At 56.3% G+C, this 26,490-nt stretch carries 20 protein-coding genes; 5 read left to right on the top strand and 15 right to left on the bottom strand.

Annotated elements, in window-relative coordinates:
* Positions 1-200 precede the first annotated feature (200 nt).
* The 13 genes from KGA98_RS10825 to KGA98_RS10765 form a co-directional block, all read right to left on the bottom strand.
* Positions 201-3,398 carry a type I restriction endonuclease subunit R gene (locus KGA98_RS10825; protein ID WP_223502322.1) on the bottom strand — a complete coding sequence of 1,066 codons (3,198 nt, stop codon included), beginning with the start codon at positions 3,396-3,398 and terminating at the stop codon, positions 201-203.
* Positions 3,398-4,747: a hypothetical protein gene (locus KGA98_RS10820; RefSeq protein ID WP_223502321.1), complete on the bottom strand. Its 1,350-nt coding sequence runs from the start codon at positions 4,745-4,747 to the stop codon at positions 3,398-3,400. The genes KGA98_RS10825 and KGA98_RS10820 overlap by 1 nt, the downstream gene beginning before the upstream one ends.
* Positions 4,744-6,720, bottom strand: a complete 1,977-nt coding sequence (locus KGA98_RS10815) for an N-6 DNA methylase (RefSeq protein WP_223502320.1) — start codon at positions 6,718-6,720, stop codon at positions 4,744-4,746. The genes KGA98_RS10820 and KGA98_RS10815 overlap by 4 nt, the downstream gene beginning before the upstream one ends.
* 216 nt (positions 6,721-6,936) lie before the next feature.
* Positions 6,937-7,815 carry an HNH endonuclease gene (locus tag KGA98_RS10810; RefSeq protein ID WP_223502319.1) on the bottom strand — a complete coding sequence of 293 codons (879 nt, stop codon included), beginning with the start codon at positions 7,813-7,815 and terminating at the stop codon, positions 6,937-6,939.
* Complete coding sequence (locus tag KGA98_RS10805) at positions 7,812-9,353, bottom strand: AAA family ATPase (RefSeq protein ID WP_223502318.1); 1,542 nt, start codon at positions 9,351-9,353, stop codon at positions 7,812-7,814. Before KGA98_RS10805 ends, KGA98_RS10810 begins: the two co-directional genes overlap by 4 nt.
* Before the next feature lie 1,388 nt (positions 9,354-10,741).
* Positions 10,742-12,574 carry a DUF927 domain-containing protein gene (locus KGA98_RS10800; protein ID WP_223502317.1) on the bottom strand — a complete coding sequence of 611 codons (1,833 nt, stop codon included), beginning with the start codon at positions 12,572-12,574 and terminating at the stop codon, positions 10,742-10,744.
* A complete protein-coding gene (locus KGA98_RS10795; RefSeq protein WP_223502316.1) occupies positions 12,571-13,443 on the bottom strand; it encodes a toprim domain-containing protein in 873 nt (290 codons plus the stop codon). Before KGA98_RS10795 ends, KGA98_RS10800 begins: the two co-directional genes overlap by 4 nt.
* A complete protein-coding gene (locus KGA98_RS10790) occupies positions 13,431-13,574 on the bottom strand; it encodes a hypothetical protein (protein WP_223502315.1) in 144 nt (47 codons plus the stop codon). Before KGA98_RS10790 ends, KGA98_RS10795 begins: the two co-directional genes overlap by 13 nt.
* Positions 13,575-13,577: 3 nt before the next feature.
* The gene (locus KGA98_RS10785) at positions 13,578-13,796 is read right to left on the bottom strand and encodes a helix-turn-helix transcriptional regulator (protein ID WP_223502314.1); all 219 of its coding nucleotides are present in this window, start codon (positions 13,794-13,796) and stop codon (positions 13,578-13,580) included.
* 557 nt (positions 13,797-14,353) lie between these two features.
* Positions 14,354-15,769, bottom strand: a complete 1,416-nt coding sequence (locus KGA98_RS10780; protein ID WP_223502313.1) for an integrase — start codon at positions 15,767-15,769, stop codon at positions 14,354-14,356.
* Between the two features lie 363 nt (positions 15,770-16,132).
* Positions 16,133-16,804: a PP2C family protein-serine/threonine phosphatase gene (locus KGA98_RS10775; protein WP_223502312.1), complete on the bottom strand. Its 672-nt coding sequence runs from the start codon at positions 16,802-16,804 to the stop codon at positions 16,133-16,135.
* Positions 16,801-17,502 (bottom strand): hypothetical protein, encoded by a 702-nt coding sequence (locus KGA98_RS10770; protein ID WP_223502311.1) that lies wholly within the window; start codon positions 17,500-17,502, stop codon positions 16,801-16,803. Before KGA98_RS10770 ends, KGA98_RS10775 begins: the two co-directional genes overlap by 4 nt.
* Before the next feature lies 1 nt (position 17,503).
* The gene (locus KGA98_RS10765) at positions 17,504-18,298 is read right to left on the bottom strand and encodes a MarR family transcriptional regulator (RefSeq protein WP_411736664.1); all 795 of its coding nucleotides are present in this window, start codon (positions 18,296-18,298) and stop codon (positions 17,504-17,506) included.
* 523 nt (positions 18,299-18,821) lie between these two features.
* Here KGA98_RS10765 and KGA98_RS10760 point away from each other — a divergent pair.
* Positions 18,822-19,130: a DUF3077 domain-containing protein gene (locus KGA98_RS10760; protein WP_150814003.1), complete on the top strand. Its 309-nt coding sequence runs from the start codon at positions 18,822-18,824 to the stop codon at positions 19,128-19,130.
* A 98-nt stretch (positions 19,131-19,228) separates the two neighbouring features.
* Here KGA98_RS10760 and KGA98_RS10755 read toward each other — a convergent pair whose 3' ends face one another.
* A complete protein-coding gene (locus KGA98_RS10755) occupies positions 19,229-19,903 on the bottom strand; it encodes a peptidase M41 (protein WP_223502310.1) in 675 nt (224 codons plus the stop codon).
* Positions 19,904-19,978: 75 nt separating this feature from the next.
* On the opposite strand from KGA98_RS10755, the gene KGA98_RS10750 reads away from it, so the two are divergent.
* The gene (locus KGA98_RS10750; protein ID WP_223502309.1) at positions 19,979-20,710 is read left to right on the top strand and encodes a hypothetical protein; all 732 of its coding nucleotides are present in this window, start codon (positions 19,979-19,981) and stop codon (positions 20,708-20,710) included.
* A 61-nt stretch (positions 20,711-20,771) separates the two neighbouring features.
* Here KGA98_RS10750 and KGA98_RS10745 read toward each other — a convergent pair whose 3' ends face one another.
* Positions 20,772-23,126 carry a glucose/quinate/shikimate family membrane-bound PQQ-dependent dehydrogenase gene (locus KGA98_RS10745; protein ID WP_223502308.1) on the bottom strand — a complete coding sequence of 785 codons (2,355 nt, stop codon included), beginning with the start codon at positions 23,124-23,126 and terminating at the stop codon, positions 20,772-20,774.
* Positions 23,127-23,311: 185 nt separating this feature from the next.
* Between KGA98_RS10745 and KGA98_RS10740 the strand changes: the two genes are divergently transcribed.
* The 3 genes from KGA98_RS10740 to KGA98_RS10730 all read left to right on the top strand — a co-directional run bounded on the left by KGA98_RS10740 (position 23,312) and on the right by KGA98_RS10730 (position 26,485).
* Complete coding sequence (locus KGA98_RS10740) at positions 23,312-23,773, top strand: Lrp/AsnC family transcriptional regulator (RefSeq protein WP_223502307.1); 462 nt, start codon at positions 23,312-23,314, stop codon at positions 23,771-23,773.
* A 222-nt stretch (positions 23,774-23,995) separates the two neighbouring features.
* Positions 23,996-25,678, top strand: a complete 1,683-nt coding sequence (locus KGA98_RS10735; protein WP_154861035.1) for a flavin monoamine oxidase family protein — start codon at positions 23,996-23,998, stop codon at positions 25,676-25,678.
* A gap of 12 nt (positions 25,679-25,690) precedes the next feature.
* Positions 25,691-26,485, top strand: coding sequence for a carbon-nitrogen hydrolase family protein (locus KGA98_RS10730; protein WP_223502306.1), 795 nt, complete (start codon positions 25,691-25,693; stop codon positions 26,483-26,485).
* Positions 26,486-26,490 lie beyond the last annotated feature (5 nt).

Here is a 26,490-nt window from a genome sequence, read left to right as displayed (position 1 = left end):
ACTGAAACGAAAATCGCGTTCCTACGCAAATTTTCGGTCTGCTGATTAACCAAAGCTGGCAGATTTTACGTAGCAACGCAGACTTCAAAACGACGCATGCGTTTTCACACAGCCTGGACCCATTGCGGCCGGTGACTACGGGCAGAAATCGGCAAAAAGCAGATGTTGGTGCGTATTTCGTTGATGCGACTTATACGGTTTCAGGCATTGCGCAAGCCGGATTCATCGAGGGTGGCTGCCGATTTCAGTATTTTCAAAATCACCAAGGCAAAAGCACGGCTCTTGGTCTCGTTATCCAGCACTTCTAGCGACAGCTTCTCGTGGTCGGTCATGGCGTCCAGAACGGTGTCTAGTACCCGCTTGGGGAAAAGTCCGTGCATCACCTGTTCGGTCGTGTGGTTGTTTACCTGGGCCATCACATCCTCCTGGCGACTGATGCGCTGGGCAATGCCAGTGAGGAAGTGCAGCTGGTCATCGTCGCTCGTTTCGGCGCCGAAGATATCGTTCAGCGCTTCGATAATCTCTGATAGACGCTTCTTCTCTGGGTCATGCGCCTTTCCGCTGCCCACGGCTGTAGCCGGGTCAAGCCCGTAGCCGCCACTCTCTTCGCTCAGACGTAGCTGATGTTCGGCACGCTTGCTCAGGCGGTAATGAGTCAGTTGCAGCTCGCTCACATCTACATCTTCTTCTTGCAGGCGATCTACCCGCAGCAACGGGTACAGATGTTTTGCATACACGCACAACTGCTCCAGCTCGCGGTCCTCATAGGGCACGATCTGCGATAGGAACTCGTATAGACGCACGAAGCTCTGCAGGTTCTTCTTGAACAGGTCGAGCTGATCGACCTGCTCGCCAGCTTCCTTCAGCGCATGCTCTGCCTTTTTCAGACCAGCGCTATCGCCATTAGCCTCAGCCGTGCGTTTGTAATCCAGAGCTTGCTGGCGTGACCCCACGCAGAAGGCATAACGCTTGGCAAAGCGCTCCTTGGCCGGCTGGCAGTAGTAACTCAGCTTACTGGCTGCCGCCTTGGGGTCGAAGAAGGCCATGGCGAAGGCCTCGACCTCAGCCCAGTGGTAAATCCCCTCGGCATCCAGCTTTTTCTGCAGGTCATAGATGATCTGCGGATCGGTCACATCGGTCAGCTCGGCCTTGGTGTAGTAGGGCAGGAAGGCGTCGAGGATGTCCTGAGGCTCGTTGAAGAAGTCGAGGATGAATGTTTCCTTGGCATCGAAGGTGCGGTTCAGCCGCGACAGGGTCTGCACGCAGTCCACGCCCTGCAGCTTCTTGTCCACATACATGGCGCACAGCTTGGGTTGGTCGAAGCCGGTCTGGTACTTGTTGGCCGCGATCATCACGTTGAAGTCCTGGGTGTCGAAGGCCTTAGCCAGATCACGGCCATTTAAGCCAGTGTTGAGCAGGCTGCTGTTTTCCGTGACCTCCTCGGGGATCACCTCATCCGGCAATACACTGCCCGAGAAGGCCACCAGTGGATACACGTCTGCGTAGCCCATCTGTTGCACATAAGCTTTGACCGCCAACTGGTAACGCACCGCCTCCTGGCGACTACTGGTCACCACCATAGCCTTAGCCTGGCCATTGAGCAGATGGCGGATGTTGGTGCGGAAGTGCTCGACGATCACTTCGACCTTCTGATTGATGTTGTACGGATGTAGCCGCACCCAACGCGCCAGTTTCATGCGCGCTTTCTTCGAGTCCACCTCGTCGTCAGCACCGCACTGATGGGCGATCTTCCAAGCGGTGCTGTAGGTGGTGTAGTTGCGTAGAACATCGAGGATGAAACCCTCCTCGATGGCCTGGCGCATGGAATACAGGTGGAAGGCTTCCGGCTTGTTACTGGAGCTGGCCGGCAGCGTCGGGTCAGCCGGGCGCCCGAACAGCTCCAGGGTCTTGGCCTTGGGCGTGGCGGTAAAGGCGTAGTAGCTGATGCGCTCGTTCGGTTGGCGTGCCTGCACGGCGGCGTCCAGCAACTCTTCGGCGCTGATTTCGTCCCCGTCCGGCGCGTCGCTGCCAAGGATGCTTTTGAGCTTGCTGGCTGCGGAGCCGGTTTGTGAGGAATGCGCCTCGTCGGCGATCACTGCATAGCGCCCACTGGCGAGCTTAGGGTACTTGTCCAGAGCATCGAACAGTGCCGGAAAGGTCTGGATGGTGACGATGATGATGCGCGTCTGCTCGGCCAGCGCCTCGGCCAGTTGTTCGGATTTACTCTGGTTGCCAATATCACGGGTAATCGGCTTCACAACACCCTGGGCGTGTTCGAACTGGTAGATGGTGCTCTGCAACTGGCTGTCCAGCACCGTGCGGTCGGTGACTACGATCACCGAGTTGAACAACCGCTGGCCGTCATCGTCATACAGCGAGGCGAGCTGGTGAGCGGTCCAGGCGATGGAGTTGGACTTACCCGAACCGGCGCTGTGCTGGATCAAGTAACGTTTGCCCGGTCCTTCGACGCGGGTGGTGTTGATCAGCGTGTTGACCACTTCCCACTGGTGATGGCGCGGGAAAATCATGGATTCTTTGGTGGTTAACTGGCCATCGAAGCCTTCGCTAGTTTCCTTGTCCAGATGCAGGAAGCGCCCCAGCACCTTGAGCCAGGCATCGGGCTGGAACAGCCGCTGCCACAGGTAACTGGTGGCGTATTGGCTGTCATCCATAGGCTGCGGGTTGCCGGCGCCGCCTTCCTCGCTGCCGAGGTTGAACGGCAGGAAGAAGGTGTCCTTGCCCGCCAGCTTCGTGGTCATGGCCACTTCGTGTTGGCTCACGGCGAAGTGCACCAAGGCGCCGCGCTTGAACGTCAGCAGCGGCTCGGGCTTGCGCGTCAGCGGGTCTTTGATCGGGCGGTCATAGCGATATTGACGTTTGGCATTTTCCACCGACTGCTTGAATTCGCTTTTCAACTCCAGCGTGGCGGCAGGGATGCCGTTGACGAACAGTACCAGGTCCAAGCGCGGGTTATAGCTTTGCCCGGCAACACCACCCTCGCGGAAATGCGGCGAGTAGGACACCTCCGGCACCACGCGCAGGCGATTGCAATGGTAGCGCTTCAAGGTATCCGGGTTCATGCCGTGGTCGGGCTGAAAGCTGCACAGCTCGACCTTCACCGCCGGCAGTTTGAAACCATGGCGCAAAACATCCAGGGTGCCGCTCTGCTCCAGCTCACGCACCAGCTTCTGCACCAGCACATCTTCCGGCGCATTCGGGTTGGCCTTACTGAACTTGTCCCAGCGCTCCGGCCAGGCCTCTCTGAAGTAACCCAGCACATCTTCGGTATACAGCGCCGTGCGCCGGTCGTAGCCACTGGCTGTGCCCACCAACCAGCCCTGGGCGGCCATCGCGGCAATAATGTCCTGCTGGAACTGTGCTTCCTTGCTGTCAGCCATTACACGGCCTCTTGTTCTAGTGTGGGGGCTTGCGCGCTGACCGGTGGCTGCCAGCCGCGTACATCGATTTTGCCGGTAACGGCGGCGGAGATTAGGGCGGATCGGCGCTCAGATAGGAGTCTGACTTGCTCTGAAGCTGCATAACTCAGAGATTCAAATTTGGCTTCCATCGTCTCAATAAAATCGACAATCTTTTCCTGCTCACCTATCGGTGGGAATGGCATTGATATCCGACCAAGTTCATCAAAGTAAAGACGGAGACGCATCTCCATAATTCCACGAGACCAGCGCTTGAACTCTTGCTGCGCAGGCTTTCCTCTGAAAATGTAGTGATAAAACTTGGGGGAGAGTTGCCGGCTAGGCCTGAGAATATCGTACGCTGGGCTAGTCACTCCGTCGTAATCTGAATATCCAACAGCGCCCATCCAAGCCAATAATTTATTAACAATTAGGTCGCCCCTTTTAACCCGCCAATAACCATCAGTCGTAGAAGCTTTATTTCCTTTTTGCTCCAACTCCTTACGCGGGCGCACCCCAATCTCGGTATAAACAGACAGCAACTCATAGTCATTGTCGTTAGGCGCGGGGTCAGTAACCATCCTAAAAAACCGCTTAGTAGCTAGCACCTCCCAATGTGCAGGCACCTCGCCCAGCCACTCAACCCCGGAGTCTTTCATCGGCACCGTCGGGTCGAGGCCTTTGGTGACGGTGTGGGAGATCACAGCCTGACGCTTTTCCTTGAGCAGTTCGATCAGGCGCTGTTGCTCTTCGATCAGGGCATTAATGCGGGCGGTTTCGTGGTCGAGGAAGCGGGCGATTTGGGTTTGCTCGAATATCTCAGGCGCCGCGACCTTGAAATTATTTATCACATCAGTAGGCACCCGCTTGAGACCTCCAGCACCGATCATGCTGGAAGTGCAAAAATTCATATAACTGTCTTCTTGAACACGGTAATAAAGGTACTCTGCATTAACACCCGGATAGGGTCTGAGCACATTGATTTCACTGGAGCCAAACCCAATGCCATTAGTCAGCCCCTTGGCAATAGCGATATTCTTATTCTCGAAACACGGCGTGACCTTGGCTTGTAATACATCCCCGTCCTCAAAGTAGGTGTAGCCGCCAATAACCTCTTCGATAGGTCGCTCTTCGTCAAGTTGCACGACACCAGTTTTCAACTTCTCCATCGGTAGGAAGCTACATAGTTGCTCCGTGTCACCGGAAAAACCTGATTTCCTCGGATTGAGTAATGCCATGTACTTGATAGGTGTCAACGTCCAGTGCGCGGGTACCTCCTCTGACCACTCTCCCTCTGAGTCTTTATACTCCGGGTATTTTGGAAAACTCATGCCGACAACCCCTCAATCATCCGCTTGATACGGTCGGTGCAGGCTTTCAGGTCGCGATCGATATCGGCCAGCGGACGCGGCGGCTGGAACACATAGAAGTGGCGGTTAAACGGAATCTCGAAACCAACCACGCCAACTTCACCATCCTGCTCATCGGTCTTGCTGGCGTCGATCCAGGCGTCCGGCACATGGGGTTTTACTTCGCGCTCGAAGTAGTCATAGACCGACTCGCCCAGCGGTACGTTCTCGTTGTCGCGCAGACCGGAATCAGCTTCCGGCTCGCCTTTGGTTTTACAGATATCCGCTTCGGGGTCGCGCTCGCTCAGGGCATTGAGCAGGGCTTTCAGTTCTGGCGTGCTGGGGAATACCTCGTGATCGGTAAGCACCTTTTTCAGCAGCTTGCCGAACTGTTCACGGTTACGATGCTGCACCTTGGCGTCCATGGTCTGCAGGGCATTGATCAGGCGCTCTTGTGCGGTGCTGTCGAGCTTCTGGATAGTTTTTTCGTCCAGTACTTTTTCGATGCGCTCGGCGCTGGTTTGGAAGTTCAGGCGCAGCGGGCGCTCAACGGTGATGCGCCGGTAACCGAAGGCATCAATCGGGAATATCTTGCTCTGCGGCGTTTCTTCGAAGCTGCCATACAGGCGCACCAGCTCGCTGATCTGCTCGTCGGTGATGAATTGGCGCTTGCTGCCCAGCGACTTGCGCATCTTGCTGAAGTGCTGGCTGCCGTCGATCAGCTGCACCTTACCCTTGCGCCTGGCCACCTTGTGGTTGGAGAGAATCCACACGTAGGTGGCGATGCCGGTGTTGTAGAACATATCGGTGGGCAGCGCGACGATGGCCTCGACCAAGTCATTTTGCAGCAGGTAGCGTCGAATCTCCGACTCGCCAGAGCCGGCGCCACCAGTAAACAGCGGTGAGCCGTTCAGGATGATACCGATGCGCGAGCCACCGTCGCGCGGATCACGCATCTTGCTCACCAAGTGCAAGAGGAACAGCAGCGAGCCGTCGGACACCCGTGGCAGGCCTGGCCCGAAGCGGCCGTCGAAGCCCTTTTGGCTGTGCTCGTCAGTGATCGGCTTCTGTACTTTCTTCCATTCCACGCCGAATGGCGGGTTACTTAGCATGAAGTCGAAGTGCGTGCCGGCCAGTTGGTCATCTGACAGAGTGTTGCCAAGCTTGATGCTGGCCACATCCTGGCCCTTGATCAGCATGTCGGCTTTGCAGATGGCGTAGGACTCAGGGTTCAGCTCCTGGCCGTGCAGGGACACGGAAACCTTGTCGCTGATCGACTGAATGTACTCATCGCCTTCGGAAAGGAAGCCGCCGGTGCCAGCGGTCGGGTCGTAGATGGTGACGATGCTATTAGGTGCGAGTTTGCCGTCCTGCCCGGTAATCACCAGCGACGTGGTCAGGTGCACGATATCGCGCGGGGTGAAGTGTTCCCCGGCAGTTTCGTTGGAGCTTTCCGCGAATTTGCGAATCAATTCCTCGAAGATGATGCCCATGCCGAAGTTGCTGATGTACTCGGGGCTCAAGTCGGTGGCAGCAAAGCGCTGCACCACCTGATACAGCAGGTTAGCTGTGGCCAGCTGCTGGACGAAGTCCTCAAAGTGGAAGTGCTCGAAGATTTCACGGGCGTCCTTACTGAAGGACTGCACGTAGCTCATGAGGTCAGCAGCGGTCTGGGTATCGGACAGGGTACCCAAGGTTAGCGGTGAGGCATTGAAGAACTGCTGGCCGGCGGCGCGCAGCAGAATCATCTCGCGTACGGTATCTGGGCGTCCTTCTTGGGCGAAGGTCTGCTTGACGACTTCAGCCTTGGTCGGCGCCAACACGCACTCCATGCGCCTCAGCAGGGTGAATGGCAGGATGATGCGACCGTACTGAGACTGCTTGAAGTCACCGCGTAGCAGATCGGCAATCGACCAGAGAAAAGCGGCCGTCTGGGAATGATTTTCCGTATTCACGCAACAACTCCTTGGAGTAGGGGTAAAAGCGCGAGTCTAGCACCCGAGGGTGCCTATCAGGAGCGTCCATCGGTTAGATCTACAGGTGTGAGCAGCCGCTAAGCGGGGACCGCTTTTGGCCGACTTCTGCCCGACAATGGGGGCTAAAGCTAACTAAGCTAGCCACTCACGGTGTCTACCGAACCTGGGGCGACTCTAGAGCGCCCCAAGTACGAGTTACGCAACCAATGGAGATTTGACAAATTTTTTGTATCCGCCCTCCTGAAACCAAGCGCTTTCCGCAAGCGCTTCATACATTGGTGCTTTCCAAGTATTCGTCCTTTTTTTCCTCTCTATAGTGGCATATCGTTCAAGATGTTGCTTTCGATCCTTGAGCGTGCCGATGTCATCTAATATGTCGGCCATACTAGAAAGTTCTGCCGCAGCCTCAATTCCAAATCTGCGTGCAAGGTTTAAATCGTTGAAATGGTTTTCTGCACGCAACTTCAAAGCGTCAGGCCAATCTGCGGGAGGAGAAGTATAGTAGCGAATATTTGGTGGAGTTGTTTGTATAAGCTCTGCAAACACCCAAGGCTCTGTTTCGAGTTTAGAGCTTTCAAAGTAAAGATGAGGTTGTTGGCTGGCTTCGGTGACTGCGGATGCCCCCTTGCTCTTGTTGCAGTCTGTGCATGCGGGAATTAAGTTGCAAGGAAAAACAGAATAAGTCGGGTATCTTGATTTAGAAAGAAAATGGTCTAGTGTGCTCGCTTGCCCGAAGCCGCACAACGGGCATTTCTCCAATGGTGCAGAGATAATAAGCTTGTCATAATATTTACGTGCGGTTTTTCCTTTTTGTAATAATTGATTCGAGTAGAGGGAAACAAGCTCTTTTTTGGTGAGCCCAGCTACTACATGCTGTTCTGGTTTGGATCGAGCACTGAGCGGCAATGTATATAGTTCGTTTTTTTCTGCTTTTTCTGTGTAAGTTAAGAAAAGATTAATGATTGCACGGCGTGCCGCTTTAAATTTTGAAGCTAAGGCAGGATCATCGATACTATTTACGCAAGCATCAAATACTTCAACAGGATCAATGGCTGGAATGATTAACCTTTTCAAGGCTCGCTCCTACTTGCTACCATTTTTCGCAAAATCGCCTGCGCTTCAAATCCAAGTTGTTCTTGGTAATCACTTAAAATACTTTCAAATGTCCCGCCGCGATTTACCGCGGCTTGTAAAACCTCATGATATCCAGACTTAGACACTTCAAGCCCAAATATTTCGCGGGTGAGAATGCCTGCGTTCTCTCCGAAAGTTTCTCTCTCTGGGCGGTCAGCTCTACCTTCTGCACGCAATCTTGTAAGTTTCCATACGCACGAGCTTGGCACTTCTTGGACTACCACAGGAGAATGAGTCGCGATAATTGCAACTCCGTTTCGATCTTGCAGTAAATCAGAGACGGATCTTGTAAAAGCAGATAGCAGCGGAGGATGCAAATGACTTTCTGGCTCGTCCATTAGTACAAGGGTTTTTTCCTCTACGGTATCAACTAGCTTGGTAAGTGTAAGCAGCACAATGGAGTGGCCTGAACTCATCCTACTGAAAAGTAGGCGCGCTTTTACAATTGCTTCCTCGGGAGAAATTTCAATTAGACGTCCTAGGTCCATATCTTCAAAGTTTTTATCTGACTCCAGCCGTTTAATTGCAACCAGCCATCTCTGCCGCTTAGTTGGTTGGCTGAGGCAAGAGTCTAGACTGCTGATAAAGTCTGAAGTTAATTCTTCGGTTGTTTTTGGTGGTCGCTTGCCAGAACCTCCTGCTGAGGATTGCATTCCCACATAAAAGTAGGCTACTCCTTTACTTCGGTCAGGTTGATCCGCAGGAAAAAGGAAAGGGTCGAAAGCGCTAAAGGAAACTGAAACAACGCTGCTAAAATAATCCGACGGCATGGGTGCAACCCAAAACGGATGCGTTGTTAAAAACTGACCGCGGTGATCCCTGCCGGTAGTATTACTCAGGATGGTCTCGACCATATCATTGAGTATGGTTGTTTTGCCTACACCATTTCTACCAATGAGTACATGTATATTGGTGGAGGGAAGGGACTGGGGTGTCACTTTAAAAGACAGAGTTACTCCAGCTCTTTTTTCATCTCCATCAGATTTATAGGTAAAATCAAAGCTTGTTAGCTCGGGCATTCCGGCCAAAACGCGTTTGAACTGATCTCGTATGACAGACCAGCTTACATTTCGCATTAGTGAGTCTCGGAATACTTGCTCATCTTCCACTTCGCTTAGCAGTTTTGGGTTGGCGATCACATCCTTGAGCGCGTGCAATACAGTAGAGGCTGAATCTTTGGATAATTCGCTTTGTACCTTTTTATAAAACTCTACGTCTTGCCCTAATGAAAAAAAACCTTCCTCTAAGCTAGGAAGCATTTCAGATAACTTTTCTGACGTCCAACCGTGCTGCTGATTCTTATAGCCAATTTTGATGGTGCCAAGATCAGTTTTCTTCCCATCCGGATCAAAATACATAGCTGTAAAGCTGGTTTTGAAAGAATAGTCATCCCAGTTGCTTTCAGTCAGTATCACTGTATTTCGATACTCGGAAGGCGCTGAACCTGGCTTCTTCACCACTTGAATTGAGAATTCCAAATTTCCTCCTTGACGTATTATCTCTTTGGTCTGGAAAGGTAACGTCCGGCGAGTCTTGCTGCAATCCCGATGATGGCAATTCGCCTCCTTGGCATTCCCTTCAAAACATTTTTACTGAATCGTGCCTAAGTTTGTAGATGATCCTCAGGGGCAACTTTTCGCCCCTAGCTGCCTCGGTGTGAGAGGCTGCTTCTGGCCGATTCTGTTGAAAAAGTCGACCATGGCTTCCGCAGCAGAAAAGTATGCGTCCGAGATTGAAATCTTTACTTTCGGCAGAGGCTTCCGGACTCAGATTTCACGTAGCAGTGTGCAAAAAAGGCGTTTTAACCAGTCAATGACCAGGCTGTTTGGGCGAACCGACTTTTTCAACAGAATCGGCCGTTCTCTGCCCGTCAAAACGTACTCAACGCGATTAGAGGGGGAAGGCACATTCTTGATGCTTTCGACATCAAGAGCAAATCAACGCCCCCTGCCCAAGGTGGCCCTTCGATCCGCCCAAGCGCCCGATAGGCGCGCCTTGGTGCCGGACAACTAAACAGCCACCACCACTCCAGGCCGAGTCGTATGTAGTCCAGCATTAGGCCACGTTTTACCCGCAATGGGGTGGGGTCTTGGGAGTACCTTTTGCATTTCCCCAAGGCCTGCCCGGTGCCAGTCGACTGCGCTAACAGCTCCCCTCACTTTGCGCACAGTTGTGGCGGCAGCTTCGGCCCGAACACTTTATGAACAAATCGGGTAGTAGGTGCCTGGCTTGATGCGATAGCGGCCAGGGTGATTACGATGTTCTGGGTCATGGTCTTGGGTCCATTGGCGTCTGGTTATACTGCTGACGTAGCTCGGCACCCGTTACACAGTAACGACCTGTCGGTGCATAGCAGACGCGGCAGGCGAACAGGTGACGGTGGTATTGGTCACGGGCCTCACACCATTCAGGCGATACCGTGGCGGCGCTGTGGTAGATGTGCTTCGGCTCCCCGGCGTCGTGCTGCTCGATTATTGGGTCAGCCATTGGCGCTGGTGGTGACCATGCCGGATGACTGCGGATCAGGCGGGCGGCAAAGCGTGGGTGTGTGCTGCACTGCTCGCTCACGTCATCAACAGTCAGAAAACCCCGCCCCAGCAGATATGCTGGCGAGCATTCCAGCAGGCAAGCAACATGAACAAGCCATCGACTTGCCTCTACTTTGGATGGCCCCTGCGCTGGGTGGTCGTTCGCGCCGAGTTGCGCTGGCTTCTCGACTTTGTGTTTTTCTGGGGGGGGCGAGGGAACCGGGGGAACCTCCAGTACTGGCGCGGGTTGTAGCCGTTCCCTTTGAAATTTCAGTGAGAGAACCGGGGGAACTGCTGCCCCGGCCAAGCGGTTGGCTAAATCCAAGAGCCGACCCATGTCACACCTCCAGTGGTGCGAGGTGATACAGCGATGGATTGCGCCCATCTACCTTTACCCGTTTGGCACGCTTGCCGGCGTTGTGTTCGGTGATCCACCCGGCAGCGTCCACGGCGTCCAGGATGCGCGTCACGTCGAAGCCAGGCACCGCTCGGCGCAGCCCTTCGGGGGTAAATAGCCAGACGCGGCGCTCCCCCTCATTTTTCCACCAGCCGGCGCGATCTCTGACTATGGCGTCCCCGCCCAGCTCGGAGAACAGCGCATCGCCGTGGCGAGAGATGAAGTCGCACAGGCTGGCTCGGATAGTCGCGTCCTCGCCCTGCCCTTGCCCCCGGCTGCTTCGCCAAGCATCAAACAGCATCAGCATGGCGTCGCGGGCAGCGCCAGCCGGGACCGGCAGCAAACCCCACTCAATGGCCAGCTCTCCCGCCATAGCGACAATGGCAAACCGCTCAGCCGCGCGGCTTTCCTGACCACTGCCGCTGGGGTATGACTCGCACAACTTGGCGAGCACTGCGGGCAGGTCGTCGGCCTCGCCGCACTCCAGCAGTTTGTGGATAAAGGCCGGGCCGATGTGCCCGTAATGGGTCACGCTGGCGCGCTGAATGGCGTCGGAAAACTCCCGGCCACCCGGCAGCCCGTGCAACTCATCCCAGGCACCAAAAGTGCGGCGAGCCGGTATGTCCAGCAGGCGGATTTCCTGTCCGGCCCGACTGCGCTTTCCGCCCTCGGCCATGTGCGCGGACAGTCCCAACTCGCCGGACGACAACAGCATTACCTTCCAACGCCGGGTCGCCCGTGCGGCTCCGGTACGCCCGGCTCTGGCCTTGCCGGTGCCGTTGGCCAGGGAGTAAACCACGGCGCCAATTTCACGCGGGTCGGCCTCGCCTATCTCGTCCAGGGCCAGCAATGTGTCATTGCGCTGGGCAGCAATCCCCTCCAGGCCGTTGCCGGTGGCGCGCCAGGTACGCTTGAACTGTTCGCCATGACCCCAGACCGAGGCGGCGGCCTGAATGGCGCTGCTCTTGCCGGTGGAGCTATCCCCGACGATATGGAAGCCGCCACCCTGGCGCTGCAAGTGATACAGCAACGTCCCGGCCAAGGCCACGCAGACAGCCAACATCAGCAGCGGATTACCGGCGCAGCGTGTGCCGATCTCGGTTTGCCAGCCCCCTAGGGTGCCGGCCTGGCGGAAGTCGTCGAAGTTCGCCGCCTCGCTCTGATAGATGGCCTCGCCCTTGCCGATGTTCTGCCGGGGCATTATGAACAGGGCAGGCGAATGCCAGCCGGTGGCGGTGGCTGCAATGACATGGCGTTTGGGGTGCTGGCCCTGAATGTAATGGTTCAGCAGCTTGAAAGCGTCGGGGCCGATTTCCACCCCCATGTTCAGCAACTCGCCGCGCATATCCTCGCCACTGCCCTTGAGCAATTGCATGGGCATGGCCCATTCGCGCCAGTCGCCCAGGGTGTTGCGAAAACGCAGCAGGCGCCCGAAGTCGCCCCCGTCGCTGGAGGTGACCGCCTCGACATGCAGCGGCGAACAGACGCGCTTGTCATAGTTTACCGGCTTGCCCTTTTCCTCCTTGACGCCATGCCACCACACGCCTGCCGAGTAGGTGCCGCCCAGGGTCTTGGCTGGACGGTCATAGACGCGAAAGGTGGGGCGCTCGATCTCCGGGTGCTTGGCCTCGGGCACCAGTGCGGTTCCCTTGGCTCCCTCTGCCTTTTCGTTGAGGGAACCGCTGGAAGCCCCGTCATTTCTGGCGGTTCCTTCGGTTCCCCCGGCTCCCTCGGAAAAATCGAAAGCCAGATCACTTTCATCCGTCAGGGTCATTGGTCGGCCTCCTGCCATTGGCGCAGGTCGTTGAAGTCAGAAAGGGTCAGCGGCTCACTGCCGCACCAGGGCGGAAAGATCAATCCGCAGCCCAAGGTAGTGGCCGCCTTGTTGGCAGCAGTGCGCCCGGGGTTGCCTTCGGTCATGCGGTCGTCGTCGCCGGCTAAGATCAACACGGCGTCTGGGTGCTGGTGCTGGAGGTGCTGGCCGACTTCCAGCAGGTTGCCGGCATTCATGGCGCAGGCCACGGTGGCGCCGGTTTCGGCGTGGAGCGTGGCGCCAGTTGCCCAGCCTTCGCAGATGTAGAGCGGCTGGCCAGGCTGAATCGTGCCGATAAGTGAGCAGCAACCCTTGACCATGCCTCCACGCAAGAAGCGCTTGGCGCCGTTCGGGTAGATGCGTTGCAGGTTCACCAGCCGGTCGTCACGATTCAGCGGCACCAGCAACACGTCACCGGCCTGACGCAGGGCATAAGAACGCACCCCTTTTGCCACTAGATAGGGGTGCTCGGGATCGGCGCTGCGGGCGTTGCGCCACAGTCGGTTGGCATATTCGGCGGCAACCTGCTGGCGCTGGTGCTGATCAGCTTCCCGCTGACGTCGGGCCTGCTCGATGCGCTGGGCGACTAACTGAGCCTCCAAATGATCGGCTGGCTTGCGGCTACTCCAGGTCTGCGAGCCTCCCGCTTTCCAACTCCCGAACACGCCGCAGGCGATGTCATCCAGAAACAGCACATACCAGCCGTTCCGGGTACCTGGATTGTCGCCTGGCACGTGAAAACGGTGGATGGCGCCGTCTGGTATCGGTAGCCAATCAAGTGGCCCATAGACGGTTTGCAAGGCGTCACGAAACAGGATCACGCTGTCCATAGCAGTACCCCCAAGGCGATCTGTAGCACAAACTCCGCTCCAATCGGCGCAATGTTGAACAGGTAGTGGTAGGCCATTTTCGGGCAAGCCTTCGGCGTCCCCGCGGCTTTGCAGGGTTGGCAGTTCTTCATGGCTTATGCCTCCGCTTGAGTCAGGAAGACATCGACGGCTTCGGCATCCCAGCGAACCAAGCGGCCAAAACGCATGGGCGCAGGAAAGCCCGGTTCCTTCGACCAGCGCCAGAAGGTGGTACGGCTGATTTGGTATTTGGTGCAGAATTGCGCAGCAGTGCCACGCGCACCAGGGATAGGCAGGTTCGGTGTGTAGGTGTTGCGGTTGGCGATTTGAGTCATGTGATGGTTCTCCAACTGAAGTTGAAAAACCGAGGGGACACCATCAAGCCTAAAATACCGGCGAACGAGTCGCTGATCAGTTTATGCAAATCTGCAATTGACGCAGATTGAAGCTGGCTTAATACTGTGTTCCGTCAATAACGTTTGTTATTGACATTGAAGCCCGTCTAAACGCTTCATCCCCCTCGGGGTTGTGTACTGGCTTGACTGTATGCAGAGGTGTTAACGCACCTTCCCGATTGAAACCCCAGTGTTGGCGCACTGGGGTTTTCAATATAGGCACCCTGCCTACTTCAGGCTGAGTCGTTGCACCGCAGTGTGACTGAACCCCACCAAGGTGCTTACAGCAGCCATGTAAGCCTAGCCAGTGGCACCCATTGTTAAAGGGCGTTGCACTAACGCGCAAGTGCGTTTTTCAGCATTCAGGGGGTCTTTTGAAAAGGTACTGGATAAAATCGCCTCCGTTCCAATGCCGAAATTTCGGGCCAACCCTTTCCACTATGTTCCATTGAATACCAACAGGTTTTAGACATTACCCCCGACCAAGAAACATTCACTTACAATTTTCGTTTCACCAGCAACACGATATTTTCGGTTTCAGCTCCCTCTCCATTCTTCAGCTTGTCCAGATAGCGCCCCCAATGTTCTAAGGCTGTTCGTTTTTCCGGCAAATAGGAATAACGGTCATAGTGTTTGTCCTGAACACCACTGCGCCCATGCGACAGCAGCCATGCCCTAATCTCCTTGGTGATCCCTGTCGCCGCCAGCAGGGTTTCAGTAGTCACTCGAACATGCTTCCAGGAAAACGCCTGGCTTGCTTTGCCGTCAGCGGCTAACGTCCGGCCAGCTGTAGAAAACCAATCTGACAAGGTGTCAGGATGCACCAGTTTGCCGTCAGTCAGGGCAAACGGCCCTGGTCCGATACGATCCGCCAGCAGCGGCGCAATGATCTCCTTGATGCGCGGAGTGATCGGTAGCAGGTGGGCCCATGCCTTGGACTTCTGCCCCTTAGCATCCAGCAGGCCAATAGTTTCGTCGGTAACACAATCCCAAGGGACGGCGCACAGTTGGCGCAGTCGCTGTCCACCGAAGTAAATAAGCGCATTAGCGATGGCGGCGTTTCGCTCTGGCAAGGTATCCAGATAGCGCAATAGCTCGCCGAGCGTAGCGGGACTCAGAGACTCAGTATCTCCGCCTCCGGCGCCCTCGATAACAGGAATATCTCGAACAGGGTTGGCGCGGATAGAGAAGTCTTTCCCGTCGTTCGCCAGACGCTCCGCTGATAAATGGGCCTTGGCCGCGTGACTGAATGCCGCACGCAGGTATCGACGTAGCTTGTCGGCAGTAGTACGCATTCCATTGGATGCACTGGCAGCGGCCTTGTTTCCTCTACCCCGCCCCTTGGGCTTGCGATTCAACACACAGGCCAAAACAAACTGCATATCCTCCGGCTCAATCTCAGCAGCTATTCGGGTGGACAACTCGGGGTGTGAGCCTTTGACATGCAACTGAAAAGCCTGCTTTACCTCCTTCGCGCTCACCTTAGCCGCGCGCTCCAGACTTTCGACATAGGCATCCATAAGCTCCCCGAACGTACCACGCCTGGCCTCGACTTCGGCCTGCAGCTTACGAGCGATCCTTTCAGCCTCAGCGATCGCGCCCCTCTCCGCCAGCAACTCTTGGTATTTAACCAGTCCACCAGCAGCACCGACTTGAGTAGAAGCCCGCAAAGCTTCAGCGCGAATATCATTTAGGGTGCGCTCATCCGTACCTGGGTTAGGTTTCCTGGCAAGGATGCCAAGGGGCAGGCGCTTATCGCTATCCAACGTGCGCTCTCGATAAAAAGCCAGGATGGCGCCGGACGCTTTTCTCTCCAGCAACAAAGTGCCTTTTCCACGCGATCCAACCGGCTCAGATAGCCGGGTTTTTACTGCGTAGGCTTCCATCTCAGTCAGACGTGCGCGCTTAGCCATCCCTCCTCCTTTCCCCGTTCATTCCCCGTATTTCATGCAAAGTCAGCATATTTGATGAAACGTAGAAAAACAAACAAGCCGCACAAACAGCTCTAAAATGGTTAATACAGAGATAAATTAGAAAATCCACGGAACACCGAGAAACACAAAACCTAGTTACTCATAATCCTTTGGTCCACGGTTCAAGTCCGTGTGGGCCCACCAAACAAGAAAGCCGCGCAATGCGCGGCTTTTTCGTGTCTGGTCGGCGGGAGCGACTGAAACCCTTCAGTTGGAATAACTTCAGCCCCATTTCAAGCCCTTCGACCCACTTCATACGCAGCTGGCGCGCCTTCAATGAAAAAACCGGCCAGCTCGCAATGTTTACAGCCTCACATCAATCCAAGTCACATCATCGTCTACATCGGTGATTTCAATGGCAGGAGCTGCAAGCGCGTCATGCTGTCGAGCATCGGTCAGCTCCGCCCAAAAGCCATCCGTAGCGAACACAAAGCGCTCGCCCGCAGCCACTGAACGGAAAACAAAATCTGGATCCGGGGAACGGTTGGCCCTATAGCAACGGGTGATCAGATTGCGGGCCGGATCAAGCGCAAGCTCCCGATGTGATCGGTCACGCCTCCAGTTCGCCTTGCAATGCGGTGGTGTGAACCACTCGATTCCACCTTCCGTGCCAGCAAAGCCACATGAGCAGTCACCTTCATATGCAAGGGTGAGCTGCCCATGAGAAGCAACACCGACCAAGTAGCTTGTAGTACCGGTCTGCTTAGCAAAAAGGGGGGAATGCACGTCTGTAAGCACAGACCTTAGCAACTGCTCGACGACACCATGAGTAGAATCTTCAACACCTTGATTGATAAGGGCCTGGTAGGCATCCATCACTGCTTGCACAAATCCATGGGCCAACTGGCCACTACCTGGCTGCGAAGTGCCATCCACGACAACAAACAGCCCCCTGACGCCATCGAATACCGCGCCAGCGCAATCATGGTTGGCTTCTCGGGCTCGCCCTTTTACCGATCTGATTTCGTATCTCATGCGAGCAGGCTCAGATCCTTCATACGCTGATGAATGAGCATGCCACGAGAGGGGTTTGCCCGAACCGAGCCTGAGCTTTGAATTGCATAGTCGATACCGCTGAGCCGAATAAGCTGACCAACGCCCTTGGCGATGAATTGCAGCAATTCAGTTTCCGCCCCTCGAACCTCCTCCAACAGTTCCGGTCGCCCATCAATCAGAATAACGATGTCCTCGACATCCTTGTGATAAGGATCGCCTTCTCCGCGCCCGCTGAAGGCTTCCAACTTCGTAGCAAGAAAGTAAGTCGACTTGAAGATCTGTATCTCTAGACCACTGGGTAGCGCGAACCTCACAGCTTGAGCGAGCCCTTCCACGAACCAACGGTTCGCATAACCAAGAACAGCCGGATCCGAAGGCATCACATCTACGATGACATCGTTGAAACGAAATCGACAGTTAACCTCGTCTTCCCCTGTGATTTTGAATTTTTTGGCCGCCAAGCGTTCTGTTAGTCGTTGCCAGGCACTAACACCAGCCAACTCGATTACCAAGTCGACGTCATCAGTAAACCGGATGTCATCCATCACAGCGGTGTCGGTCACCAGCATTGCCGTCGTGCATCCACCAACAAAGGCAACTTCAGTCAATAATTCCTTGCCCAGACCTTCAGCCACGTACTCGATCAGCTCGTAATTGTGGTCAGCATTTGATGACATCTTATTTCAGCCCCATCCCTGCCTTGAGTATGCTGACCGCTACTGCGCACTCTCTCGGTCCGCCAACGCGGATCGCATCAACGAGCGCCAAGTAGTGATAAAGCATTCTGTCCTTCTTCACCGCGTCTGGAACGGTTTTGTAGAGCGGCTCAATCGCCTGACCGCGCTCACTCCCGAACGCATCAGGCCAAACTGGTATGAGCCCACCCGCACTTTTGAGGTTCTTGGACAGCGCTGGCGCTGCAAAGCCGGTGGGGATGCCGCGAACAATTGCACCTAGCTTTACCGGGTAAAAGTATTTGAGGGCATGCTCCGTGATTTTCACGAGCTCTCGGCGGTTCACCTTCGGGAGAGAGGTGTCGTAGTCGTTGGCGAGCAATCCCGCCTCACGACACCGTGCCATTGAATTCGAAACCTCACTTTTACTCAGGCCAAGAGATGCCGAGAGTGCGCGCAAGGAGTAACTTTCATTCCAGCTTGACACTGGGAGGGACGGAACCGCGTCCGACCACCCCTCCCACCTGTCTGCATCACCCATGGGGGTATCAAGCTCTTGCACGCGATAAACCGTGTCTTCAGGATCAGGATTGTGAGCAGCCAATGCGCGCCCCACCGGATCGCCAGTCACCATTGACGGGCTTACACCGGGCTCCAGTAGCGTTTCAAATAAATCCGCCATTGACTCCGATTCCATTCTTCCAAATAGCTTCTCCTCCTGCGCGTGGAGGCTAGCCATTTTAAAAAGAAGCAAAATATCTTGACTCTTCATGAACTCAAAAAGCCCCACTGTCCACATTCCATAAAACGTGGACACTTGTCGCACAAGAAAAGTTTTACAGTCAAGCCATTTTACGAACGCCCTGATTATCGTGCTGGTTCTGAAGGGAGGGCGTGCGACCGACCTAGGCACGTCAAACTAAAACGCCGCGTTCATATGCAGCTTTTTTCCCTGAGTGTTTAGTTTTGTTTACTTAAGGTTTCGCTTTATCGGATGACGCCCTAGGACCTTGTAGGCAAACTCCGAATCTTGCTTTTTGGCACTTTGCCGCCTTGTTGCGCTTTTCTTTGACGGGATAGTCTCCGGACGTCGCTGACCATTCAGCGATCGGGCTTGGAAACCCGTCGGATCAAAACGCAACAGCACCCCTACAACGATTCCAGTCGTTTTTTACGACTGCGAAAAAGAGTTATGGCAGCTGTGCGTGGGACGCTCTCGGGCGTGCCGGTTTCCTTGATCCCCGGTTTTCCAACCTGCGTACAGCTGCCACCCATTCGCTTGGAAACGAACGTGGCAGCTCCTTGGATTAAGGAGTTACATCATGACAAAACCAATCTCGTCTGATCCTTCAGAACTCAAAACCGCCGGCTTCACACCCTTCCTGTATCTCTCGAATCAACCCCTGTTCCATGTCTGCCGCGACGTCCCCATCGCAGTCGCCCTGGCCCAAGCCTCCGACCTGCTGTTCCTCGCCAAGTCCCTGACCGTAGATGCCGCCTACACCCAAGACTCCGACCGCCACGCCTGGGCCGCGCACTACCTGACAACGATGAGCAAAGCGGTGATTGATGATGTGGTGAAGGTGCTGACGCGGCGGCCTGTTCAAACGAGAGCGGAAGCAGATCAATAGAACAACGAATAATCACAGAGTCTGAAAACTCCCAAAAAGGGACCGAGCGTTCCCTTTTGGGGACTGACAGAGCCAGCCTCTTTGACCCTTCGTTATTTTCAGTGCTGAACTGCATCACTGCTGCTGTCAGTCCAGCCACTTAACAAAGGGATGGCCTGCACTGCCCGCAACCGTTCCAGTACCTGCCCCGTCATCACAACCTCATAGGTATCCGCCGGCCTGCCCCACTGCTCCACGATGACCATGTTGTCCACCAGCCCCCCAGCCAGTTCGGCAATCGTCTCGGCCTGATCCTCTATGATTTTTTGAGTCCGGCCCCACAGCCGATCAGTCATCGCTTTAAGCTGCGCCGCTATGCGCTCACCCGACGCTGGATCGGTATCGGGGTAGGCGAGGTTGCGCAGCAGATGCTGTAGCTCCCTGATTTTTGCGTAATCCTGTTCCGCGCCCTGCTCGCCTTTGAGGATGCCTGTGGCTTTGGGTTTATCTACGCGTTTCCCGATTGAGTGTTTTGAAGGAAGTGTCTGCGCCATTGCGCCAGCCATTAGCACCATCATCCGGGCTTCCAGGTATTCCTTCATGGTTTCCATCGACGAAATTGACCGCGCCAAGTTGATGGATGCCCCTCCTTGATGCCTCAAGTCCATGGTCACTGTCAGGGTTACCCCGCCCGTGGCAAAGCCCAAGGCTCGGGCCACTACGTAGTGCCCCATTTCGTGATGTGCAATCTGCCATGCATGATCCCGTACAGCGGGCGGCATTCTGTTCGTCATCTCCATCACCTCGCGACGCTTCTGCTGTACTTTTCTTGCGAAAACTCGTTCATCTCAAAAATAAAGGAGCATCAAATGAGCAGCATGGAAAAGGATTTTCTGAAGAGCTATCTCGAAGAGACTTTCAAGGTTCTTGAATACTTAAGTCAATGCGAACCTAGAAAGGCAGCATCTCGGCGTACAAAAATAGAAATGCAGGCGGCACGCTTCGCCAATCGAGCGCTATTGGTTGGTGCAATCGGGCTCGGGCTTGCCGCGTTGCTAGCCTACTGGCACACGTCCCAATCACCCTTACCCAATATGATGAAAAACGTCGCGCTCGTTCTGATAGCGATATCCACTGTATTTACATTCGCGTCCCTGCTGGCTCCAATCTTTGCGTCGGCACGGACTCTAGCCCGATGGAAGACCATCAGCTTGAGAAACATGCTGGCCGACATCGCGCATGAAAACGCCTTTGTCGAAACACTAAAAACCCACCATGAAAATGCCTTGGCAAATGCAAGATACTGGCTCGAACTCAAAGTGAATCGCGCAGAAGCCCGAGTCTCCTATTTCTTTGGAGAAAAAGCCGCAGGGCTGGCTCTACTAGGTACAGCCTACGTTTGCTACAAGGAATTTGGTGGCTTTCCATGGTTAAGTCAGACCTTGATGGCTGGGCCTGTGACTGAAAACCTAGGCGACTCCATTTTGCTAATGGTGATAGCACTTGTCCTCGGAATCTCAATCGGTGCCGTGCTTCTCAAACATGTGAATGCACGGTATCGCTTTCAGATCGAACTCATCGACAACGCTTTGCGGAAGTAACAATTCACAGGCAAGAAAAAGCCGCGCAATGGCGCGGCTTTTCTTACCTGAACATCACGCCTTATTTGGGCAAAGCATAGGCAATCACATAATCCCCACGATCGGTCGACTGCCGCGCACCACCCACCGTCAGCAGGATGTACTGCTTGCCGGTTTTCGGCGATACGTAAGTCATCGGCCCGGACTGGCTGCCCACTGGCAATCGCGATTTCCAGATTTCGTTGCCGTTGCCGGTGTCGAAGGCGCGCAAGTAGAAGTCCTGAGTGCCAGCGAAGAACAGCAGGCCCGACTGGGTGGCCAGCGATGCGCCGAGGGTCGGCATGCCGATCGGGATCGGCAGGTGCATGCGGATGCCCAGCGGGCCGGTGTCTTGCACGGTGCCGACCGGGACTTGCCACACCAGCTTGTGGGTCTTGAGGTCGATGGCCGACATGGTGCCGAACGGTGGTTTCTGGCACGGAATGCCGACCGCCGAGAGGAAGCGCTCGCGCATGGCGCCGAACGGCGTGCCCTCCTGCGGTACCACGCCCATTTCGATACCGCTGGCCCCGGCTTTGATCTTGTCGCGCGGGATCATGTAGTTGGCCAGGCCCAGGCGCATGTCGTTGACGAACATGTAGTGGGTGTTCGGATCAACCGAGACACTGCCCCAGTTCATGCCGCCCAGCGAGCCGGGGAATTGCAGGGCGCGGTCCATGCCCGGCGGGGTGTAGACGCCTTCGTGACGCATGCCTTTGAACTGGATGCGGCACATCAACTGGTCGAACGGCGTGGCGCCCCACATGTCGGATTCGGTCAGGGTCTTGTTGCCTATTGATGGCATGTCCACCGAGAACGGCTGGGTTGGCGAGTAGCGTTCGCCGGGAACCTTGCCTTGCGGCACCGGGCGCTCTTCGACGCGGGCGATAGGCACGCCGGTTTCGCGGTTTATCAGGAAGATTTCGCCCTGCTTGGTGACTTGCGCCAGGGCTGGCTGGGTGCCGCCCTTGTCGTCCGGCACGTCGTACAGCAGTGGCTGTGCCGGCAGGTCGAAGTCCCACAGGTCGTGGTGAGTGGTCTGGAAGTGCCAGCGTACCTGGCCGGTCTTCACATCGATAGCGACGATGGACGAGCTCCACTTGTCGTCGAACTCGGTACGTTGGCCGCCGAAGAAGTCTGGCGTCGCGTTGCCAGTCGGCAGGTACACCAGACCGAGCTTGGCGTCGTAGGACATGGCCGACCACACGTTCGGCGTGCCACGGGTGTAAGTCTCGCCGGCCGGTGGGCGTTTGGTGGTGTTCGGGTTGCCCGGGTCCCATGCCCATACCAGTTCACCACTGCGTACGTCGTAGGCGCGGACTACACCCGGTGGTTCGCCGGTGGAGTAGTTATCGGCCACGCGACCGCCGACGATCACTACGTCCCCAGCGACCAATGGGGTCGAGGTTTGCTGGTAGTAACCGGGCTTTACTTCGCCCATGTCAGTGGTCAGGTCAACGGTGCCTTTGTTGCCGAACTCTTCGCAGGGCTTGCCGGTGTCGGCGTTAATGGCGATCAGACGCGCGTCGCCGGTCGGCAGAAACAGACGTTTCGTACAGGCGGTTGGCTGATTGTCCGAAGACACCGGGGTTTCGGAGTAGCCCAGGCCACGGCAACGCTGCCAGTTGGGCGCGGTGCCTTGCGGGTCGAACTTCCAGCGCTGGGCGCCGGTGTCGGCATCCAGAGCGAAGACTTTGCCGTAGGCGGTGCAGGTGTAGACGGTGTCACCGATTTGCAGTGGAGTGTTCTGGTCTTCGGCGCCGGCACCGGTGCTTTGCGGAATATCGCCGGTGCGGAAGGTCCAGGCGACCTGCAATTTGTCGATGTTGCCCTTGTTGATCTGGTCCAGGGCGGCAAAGCGATTACCGGCGGTAGTGTTGCCCCAGTGCGCCCAGTCTTTCTGTTCGGTGCCCGGAGTGACCGGCGTTACCGCAGGTTCGGTGGTGGCCTTGACCACGTGGGTCGGCACGAACATGTAGGCCATCGTCGCAACGACTGCGACACCCAAAATGCCAGCTAGACCGTAGGCGCTACGCCCGCCGGTCGCGCCCGAAGCACGGACCAGGGTCGGATAGATCAGCGCCACAACCAGACCGATCACGGCAAAGGTCAGTATCCGTGAGACCAGCGGCCAGTATTCGAGGCCCGCATCCCAAACGGCCCAAATCGCAGTGATGACCAACGCCACACCATACAGCCAGGCGCCGAGCGGCTTGCGCCGGGCAATCATCAACCCGGACGCCAGCATCGCCAGCCCCATCAGCAGGAAATACCAACTGCCACCCAGCGCGATCAGATAGCCACCGCCACCGGCCAGGCCGAGCCCGATCAGTGCAATCAGTACACCCAGCCCCGCCAGCAACCATTTACTGCCGGCGGCAGCCCCAGAATTGTTCATGTCGGAATTTTTCCCCAGTTGTGACAAGGGCGGAATAATGTACTACCTAGTTACTTATGGCAATTTGTCGCAGGCAAAAATGTCATGAACGGTATTGAGGCTAGATCACATCTCCATCGCGAGCGTCCTGCAGAAACTGCCTGTAACATGCTTACGCACTGATCCATGCCGCTGGAGACAACCCTTTGTCTGACACTCGCACGCCTGTTCTCGATGAAATCGACCGCCAATTGATTGCCGCCCTGCAGATCAACGCCCGCGAAAGCGTGGCCATGCTCGCCCGGCAATTGGGCATTGCCCGCACCACAGTGACTTCGCGCCTGGCGCGGCTGGAAAAGGCCAAGGTGATCACCGGTTACGGTGTTCGCCTCGGGCAGCGGGTGGTGGATGGCGGGTTGCAGGCGTATGTGGGGATCACCGTGCAACCACGCTCCGGCAAGGAGGTGCTGCGACGCCTGAGCGCAATGGCGCAGGTGCAGCAGTTGTGTGCGGTGAGTGGCGAATTTGATTATGTGGCGTGGTTGCGCACCGATTCGCCGGAGCAGCTGGATCAGTTGCTGGACCAGATTGGCAGTGTGGATGGGGTGGAGAAGACCACGACTTCGATCATCTTGAGCAGCAAGATTGATCGGGGGCAGCCGGTTTGAGTTTCTGCCTGTAGTTTTTTGGGTGCCAGAGCTGGCCTCTTCGCGGGCAAGCCCACTCCCACAGTGGTCAGTGTGTATTGATAGATCGTCATACTGATCAAACAAATAGCAAAATGACGACACTTTGCGTCTTATTAACGTGTTCCGTGCTCTCTAGAATGGCTGGCATCTTTTCCTATACTCAGATGCGCATTGCGCGTCGGGTCGCCAGCAAGGTCAGCCATGAACAAGAACAATCGCCATCCTGCAGACGGTAAGAAACCAGTCACCATTTTCGGCCCGGACTTTCCTTTCGCTTTCGACGACTGGATCGAACACCCGGCCGGGCTGGGCAGTATTCCCGAGCACAATCACGGTGCCGAAGTGGCGATTGTCGGCGGCGGGATCGCCGGCCTGGTGGCGGCGTATGAGTTGATGAAGCTGGGCCTGAAACCGGTCGTCTACGAAGCTTCGAAAATGGGTGGCCGTCTGCGCTCCCAGGCATTCAATGGCGCCGAAGGCATCGTTGCCGAACTGGGCGGGATGCGCTTCCCGGTGTCGTCAACCGCGTTCTATCACTACGTCGACAAACTGGGCCTGGAAACCAAACCTTTCCCCAACCCGCTAACGCCCGCGTCGGGCAGCACGGTGATCGACCTCGAAGGTCAGACCCATTACGCACAGAAGCTGTCGGACCTTCCTGCACTGTTCCAGGAAGTGGCTGACGCCTGGGCCGATGCCCTGGAAGCCGGCTCGCAGTTCTCCGATATCCAGCAAGCCATTCGCGACCGCGACGTACCGCGCCTCAAGGAACTGTGGAACACCCTGGTGCCGCTGTGGGACGACCGCACCTTCTACGACTTCGTCGCCACGTCCAAGGCGTTCGCCAAGCTCTCGTTCCATCACCGTGAAGTGTTCGGCCAAGTCGGTTTCGGCACCGGCGGCTGGGATTCGGATTTCCCGAACTCGATGCTGGAAATCTTCCGCGTGGTGATGACCAACTGCGACGATCACCAGCACCTGGTGGTCGGCGGCGTGGAACAGGTGCCACAAGGCATCTGGCGCCATGTGCCGGAGCGTTGCGCGCATTGGCCAGTGGGCACCAGCCTCAGCTCGCTGCACAACGGCGCACCGCGTACCGGCGTGAAGAAGATTGCCCACGCGCCGGGTGGCCGTTTCGCCGTCACCGACAACTGGGGTGACACCCGCGAATACGCGGCCGTGCTGACCACCTGCCAGAGCTGGCTGCTGACCACCCAGATCGAATGCGACGAAACCCTGTTCTCGCAAAAAATGTGGATGGCTTTGGACCGCACCCGCTACATGCAGTCGTCGAAGACTTTCGTGATGGTCGACCGCCCGTTCTGGAAGGACAAGGATCCGGAAACCGGCCGCGACCTGATGAGCATGACCCTCACCGACCGTTTGACCCGTGGCACTTATCTGTTCGACAACGGCGACGACAAGCCGGGGGTGATCTGCCTGTCGTACTCGTGGATGAGCGACGCGCTGAAAATGCTGCCCCAACCGGTGGAAAAACGCGTGAAACTGGCGCTGGATGCACTGAAAAAGATCTACCCGAAAGTCGACATCGCCGCGCGGATCATCGGCGACCCGATCACCGTTTCGTGGGAAGCCGACCCGCATTTCCTCGGCGCGTTCAAAGGCGCCCTGCCCGGCCACTACCGCTACAACCAGCGCATGTACGCCCACTTCATGCAGGACGACATGCCAGCCGAACAGCGCGGCATCTTCATCGCCGGCGACGACGTTTCGTGGACCCCGGCCTGGGTTGAGGGCGCGGTACAGACCTCGCTCAACGCGGTGTGGGGCATCATGAAACACTTCGGCGGTGCAACTCACGCCGAGAATCCAGGTCCAGGAGATGTGTTCAACGAGATCGGACCGATCGCCCTGCCCGAGTAAGAGGAATCCGAAATGCGCGTAGCCCTTTACCAATGTCCGCCGCTGCCCCTGGATGTCGCCGGCAACCTGCAACGCTTGCAGCAGCTTGCGCTGGAGGCAAAAGGCGCCGATCTGCTGGTGCTGCCGGAGATGTTCCTGACTGGCTATAACATCGGCGTCGATGCCGTCAGCGTGCTGGCGGAGGTGTACAACGGTGAGTCGGCGCAGCAGGTTGCGCGCATTGCCAAGGCTGCCGGGATCGCCATTTTGTATGGCTATCCCGAGCGCACCGAGGACGGGCAGATCTACAACGCCGTGCAGTTGATCGACTCTGATGGCGAGCGCGTCTGCAACTACCGCAAAACCCATCTGTTCGGCGATCTGGATCACTCGATGTTCAGCGCAGGTTCCGACGAGTTTCCCATCGTTGAACTCAACGGCTGGAAACTCGGTTTCCTGATCTGCTACGACCTGGAGTTTCCGGAGAACGCCCGACGCCTGGCCCTGGCCGGTGCCGAGCTGATCCTGGTGCCGACTGCGAACATGATTCCGTTCGATTTCGTCGCCGATGTCACCGTGCGCGCCCGCGCCTTCGAAAACCAGTGCTACGTGGCTTATGCCAATTACTGTGGGCACGAAGGCGACATCCACTACTGCGGCCAGAGCAGCATCGCTGCGCCGGATGGCAGCCGCATCGCTCAGGCGGGACTGGATGAATCGCTGATTGTCGGTGAGCTGGATCGACAGTTGATGCTCGATTCCCGTGCCGCCAATCGCTACCTCCTCGATCGCCGCCCCGAGCTTTACGGCGAGCTGAACAAGTCCTAATCCGC

It is taken from the genome of Pseudomonas sp. BF-R-24 (genome assembly GCF_019947335.1).
Classification (GTDB): domain Bacteria; phylum Pseudomonadota; class Gammaproteobacteria; order Pseudomonadales; family Pseudomonadaceae; genus Aquipseudomonas; species Aquipseudomonas jessenii.
The sequence above is the reverse complement of the archived record's forward strand: the minus strand, read 5'-3'. Positions and strand labels throughout refer to the sequence as shown.

Coding starts and splice junctions, on each gene's coding strand:
- KGA98_RS10825 (WP_223502322.1), bottom strand. CDS start 3,398: ATGGCTGACAGCAAGGAAGCACAGTTCCAGCAGGACATTATTGCCGCG.
- KGA98_RS10820 (WP_223502321.1), bottom strand. CDS start 4,747: ATGAGTTTTCCAAAATACCCGGAGTATAAAGACTCAGAGGGAGAGTGG.
- KGA98_RS10800 (WP_223502317.1), bottom strand. CDS start 12,574: ATGACCCTGACGGATGAAAGTGATCTGGCTTTCGATTTTTCCGAGGGA.
- KGA98_RS10795 (WP_223502316.1), bottom strand. CDS start 13,443: ATGGACAGCGTGATCCTGTTTCGTGACGCCTTGCAAACCGTCTATGGG.
- KGA98_RS10790 (WP_223502315.1), bottom strand. CDS start 13,574: ATGAAGAACTGCCAACCCTGCAAAGCCGCGGGGACGCCGAAGGCTTGC.
- KGA98_RS10785 (WP_223502314.1), bottom strand. CDS start 13,796: ATGACTCAAATCGCCAACCGCAACACCTACACACCGAACCTGCCTATC.
- KGA98_RS10780 (WP_223502313.1), bottom strand. CDS start 15,769: ATGGCTAAGCGCGCACGTCTGACTGAGATGGAAGCCTACGCAGTAAAA.
- KGA98_RS10775 (WP_223502312.1), bottom strand. CDS start 16,804: ATGAGATACGAAATCAGATCGGTAAAAGGGCGAGCCCGAGAAGCCAAC.
- KGA98_RS10770 (WP_223502311.1), bottom strand. CDS start 17,502: ATGTCATCAAATGCTGACCACAATTACGAGCTGATCGAGTACGTGGCT.
- KGA98_RS10765 (WP_411736664.1), bottom strand. CDS start 18,298: ATGTGGACAGTGGGGCTTTTTGAGTTCATGAAGAGTCAAGATATTTTG.
- KGA98_RS10760 (WP_150814003.1), top strand. CDS start 18,822: ATGACAAAACCAATCTCGTCTGATCCTTCAGAACTCAAAACCGCCGGC.
- KGA98_RS10755 (WP_223502310.1), bottom strand. CDS start 19,903: ATGACGAACAGAATGCCGCCCGCTGTACGGGATCATGCATGGCAGATT.
- KGA98_RS10750 (WP_223502309.1), top strand. CDS start 19,979: ATGAGCAGCATGGAAAAGGATTTTCTGAAGAGCTATCTCGAAGAGACT.
- KGA98_RS10745 (WP_223502308.1), bottom strand. CDS start 23,126: ATGAACAATTCTGGGGCTGCCGCCGGCAGTAAATGGTTGCTGGCGGGG.
- KGA98_RS10735 (WP_154861035.1), top strand. CDS start 23,996: ATGAACAAGAACAATCGCCATCCTGCAGACGGTAAGAAACCAGTCACC.
- KGA98_RS10730 (WP_223502306.1), top strand. CDS start 25,691: ATGCGCGTAGCCCTTTACCAATGTCCGCCGCTGCCCCTGGATGTCGCC.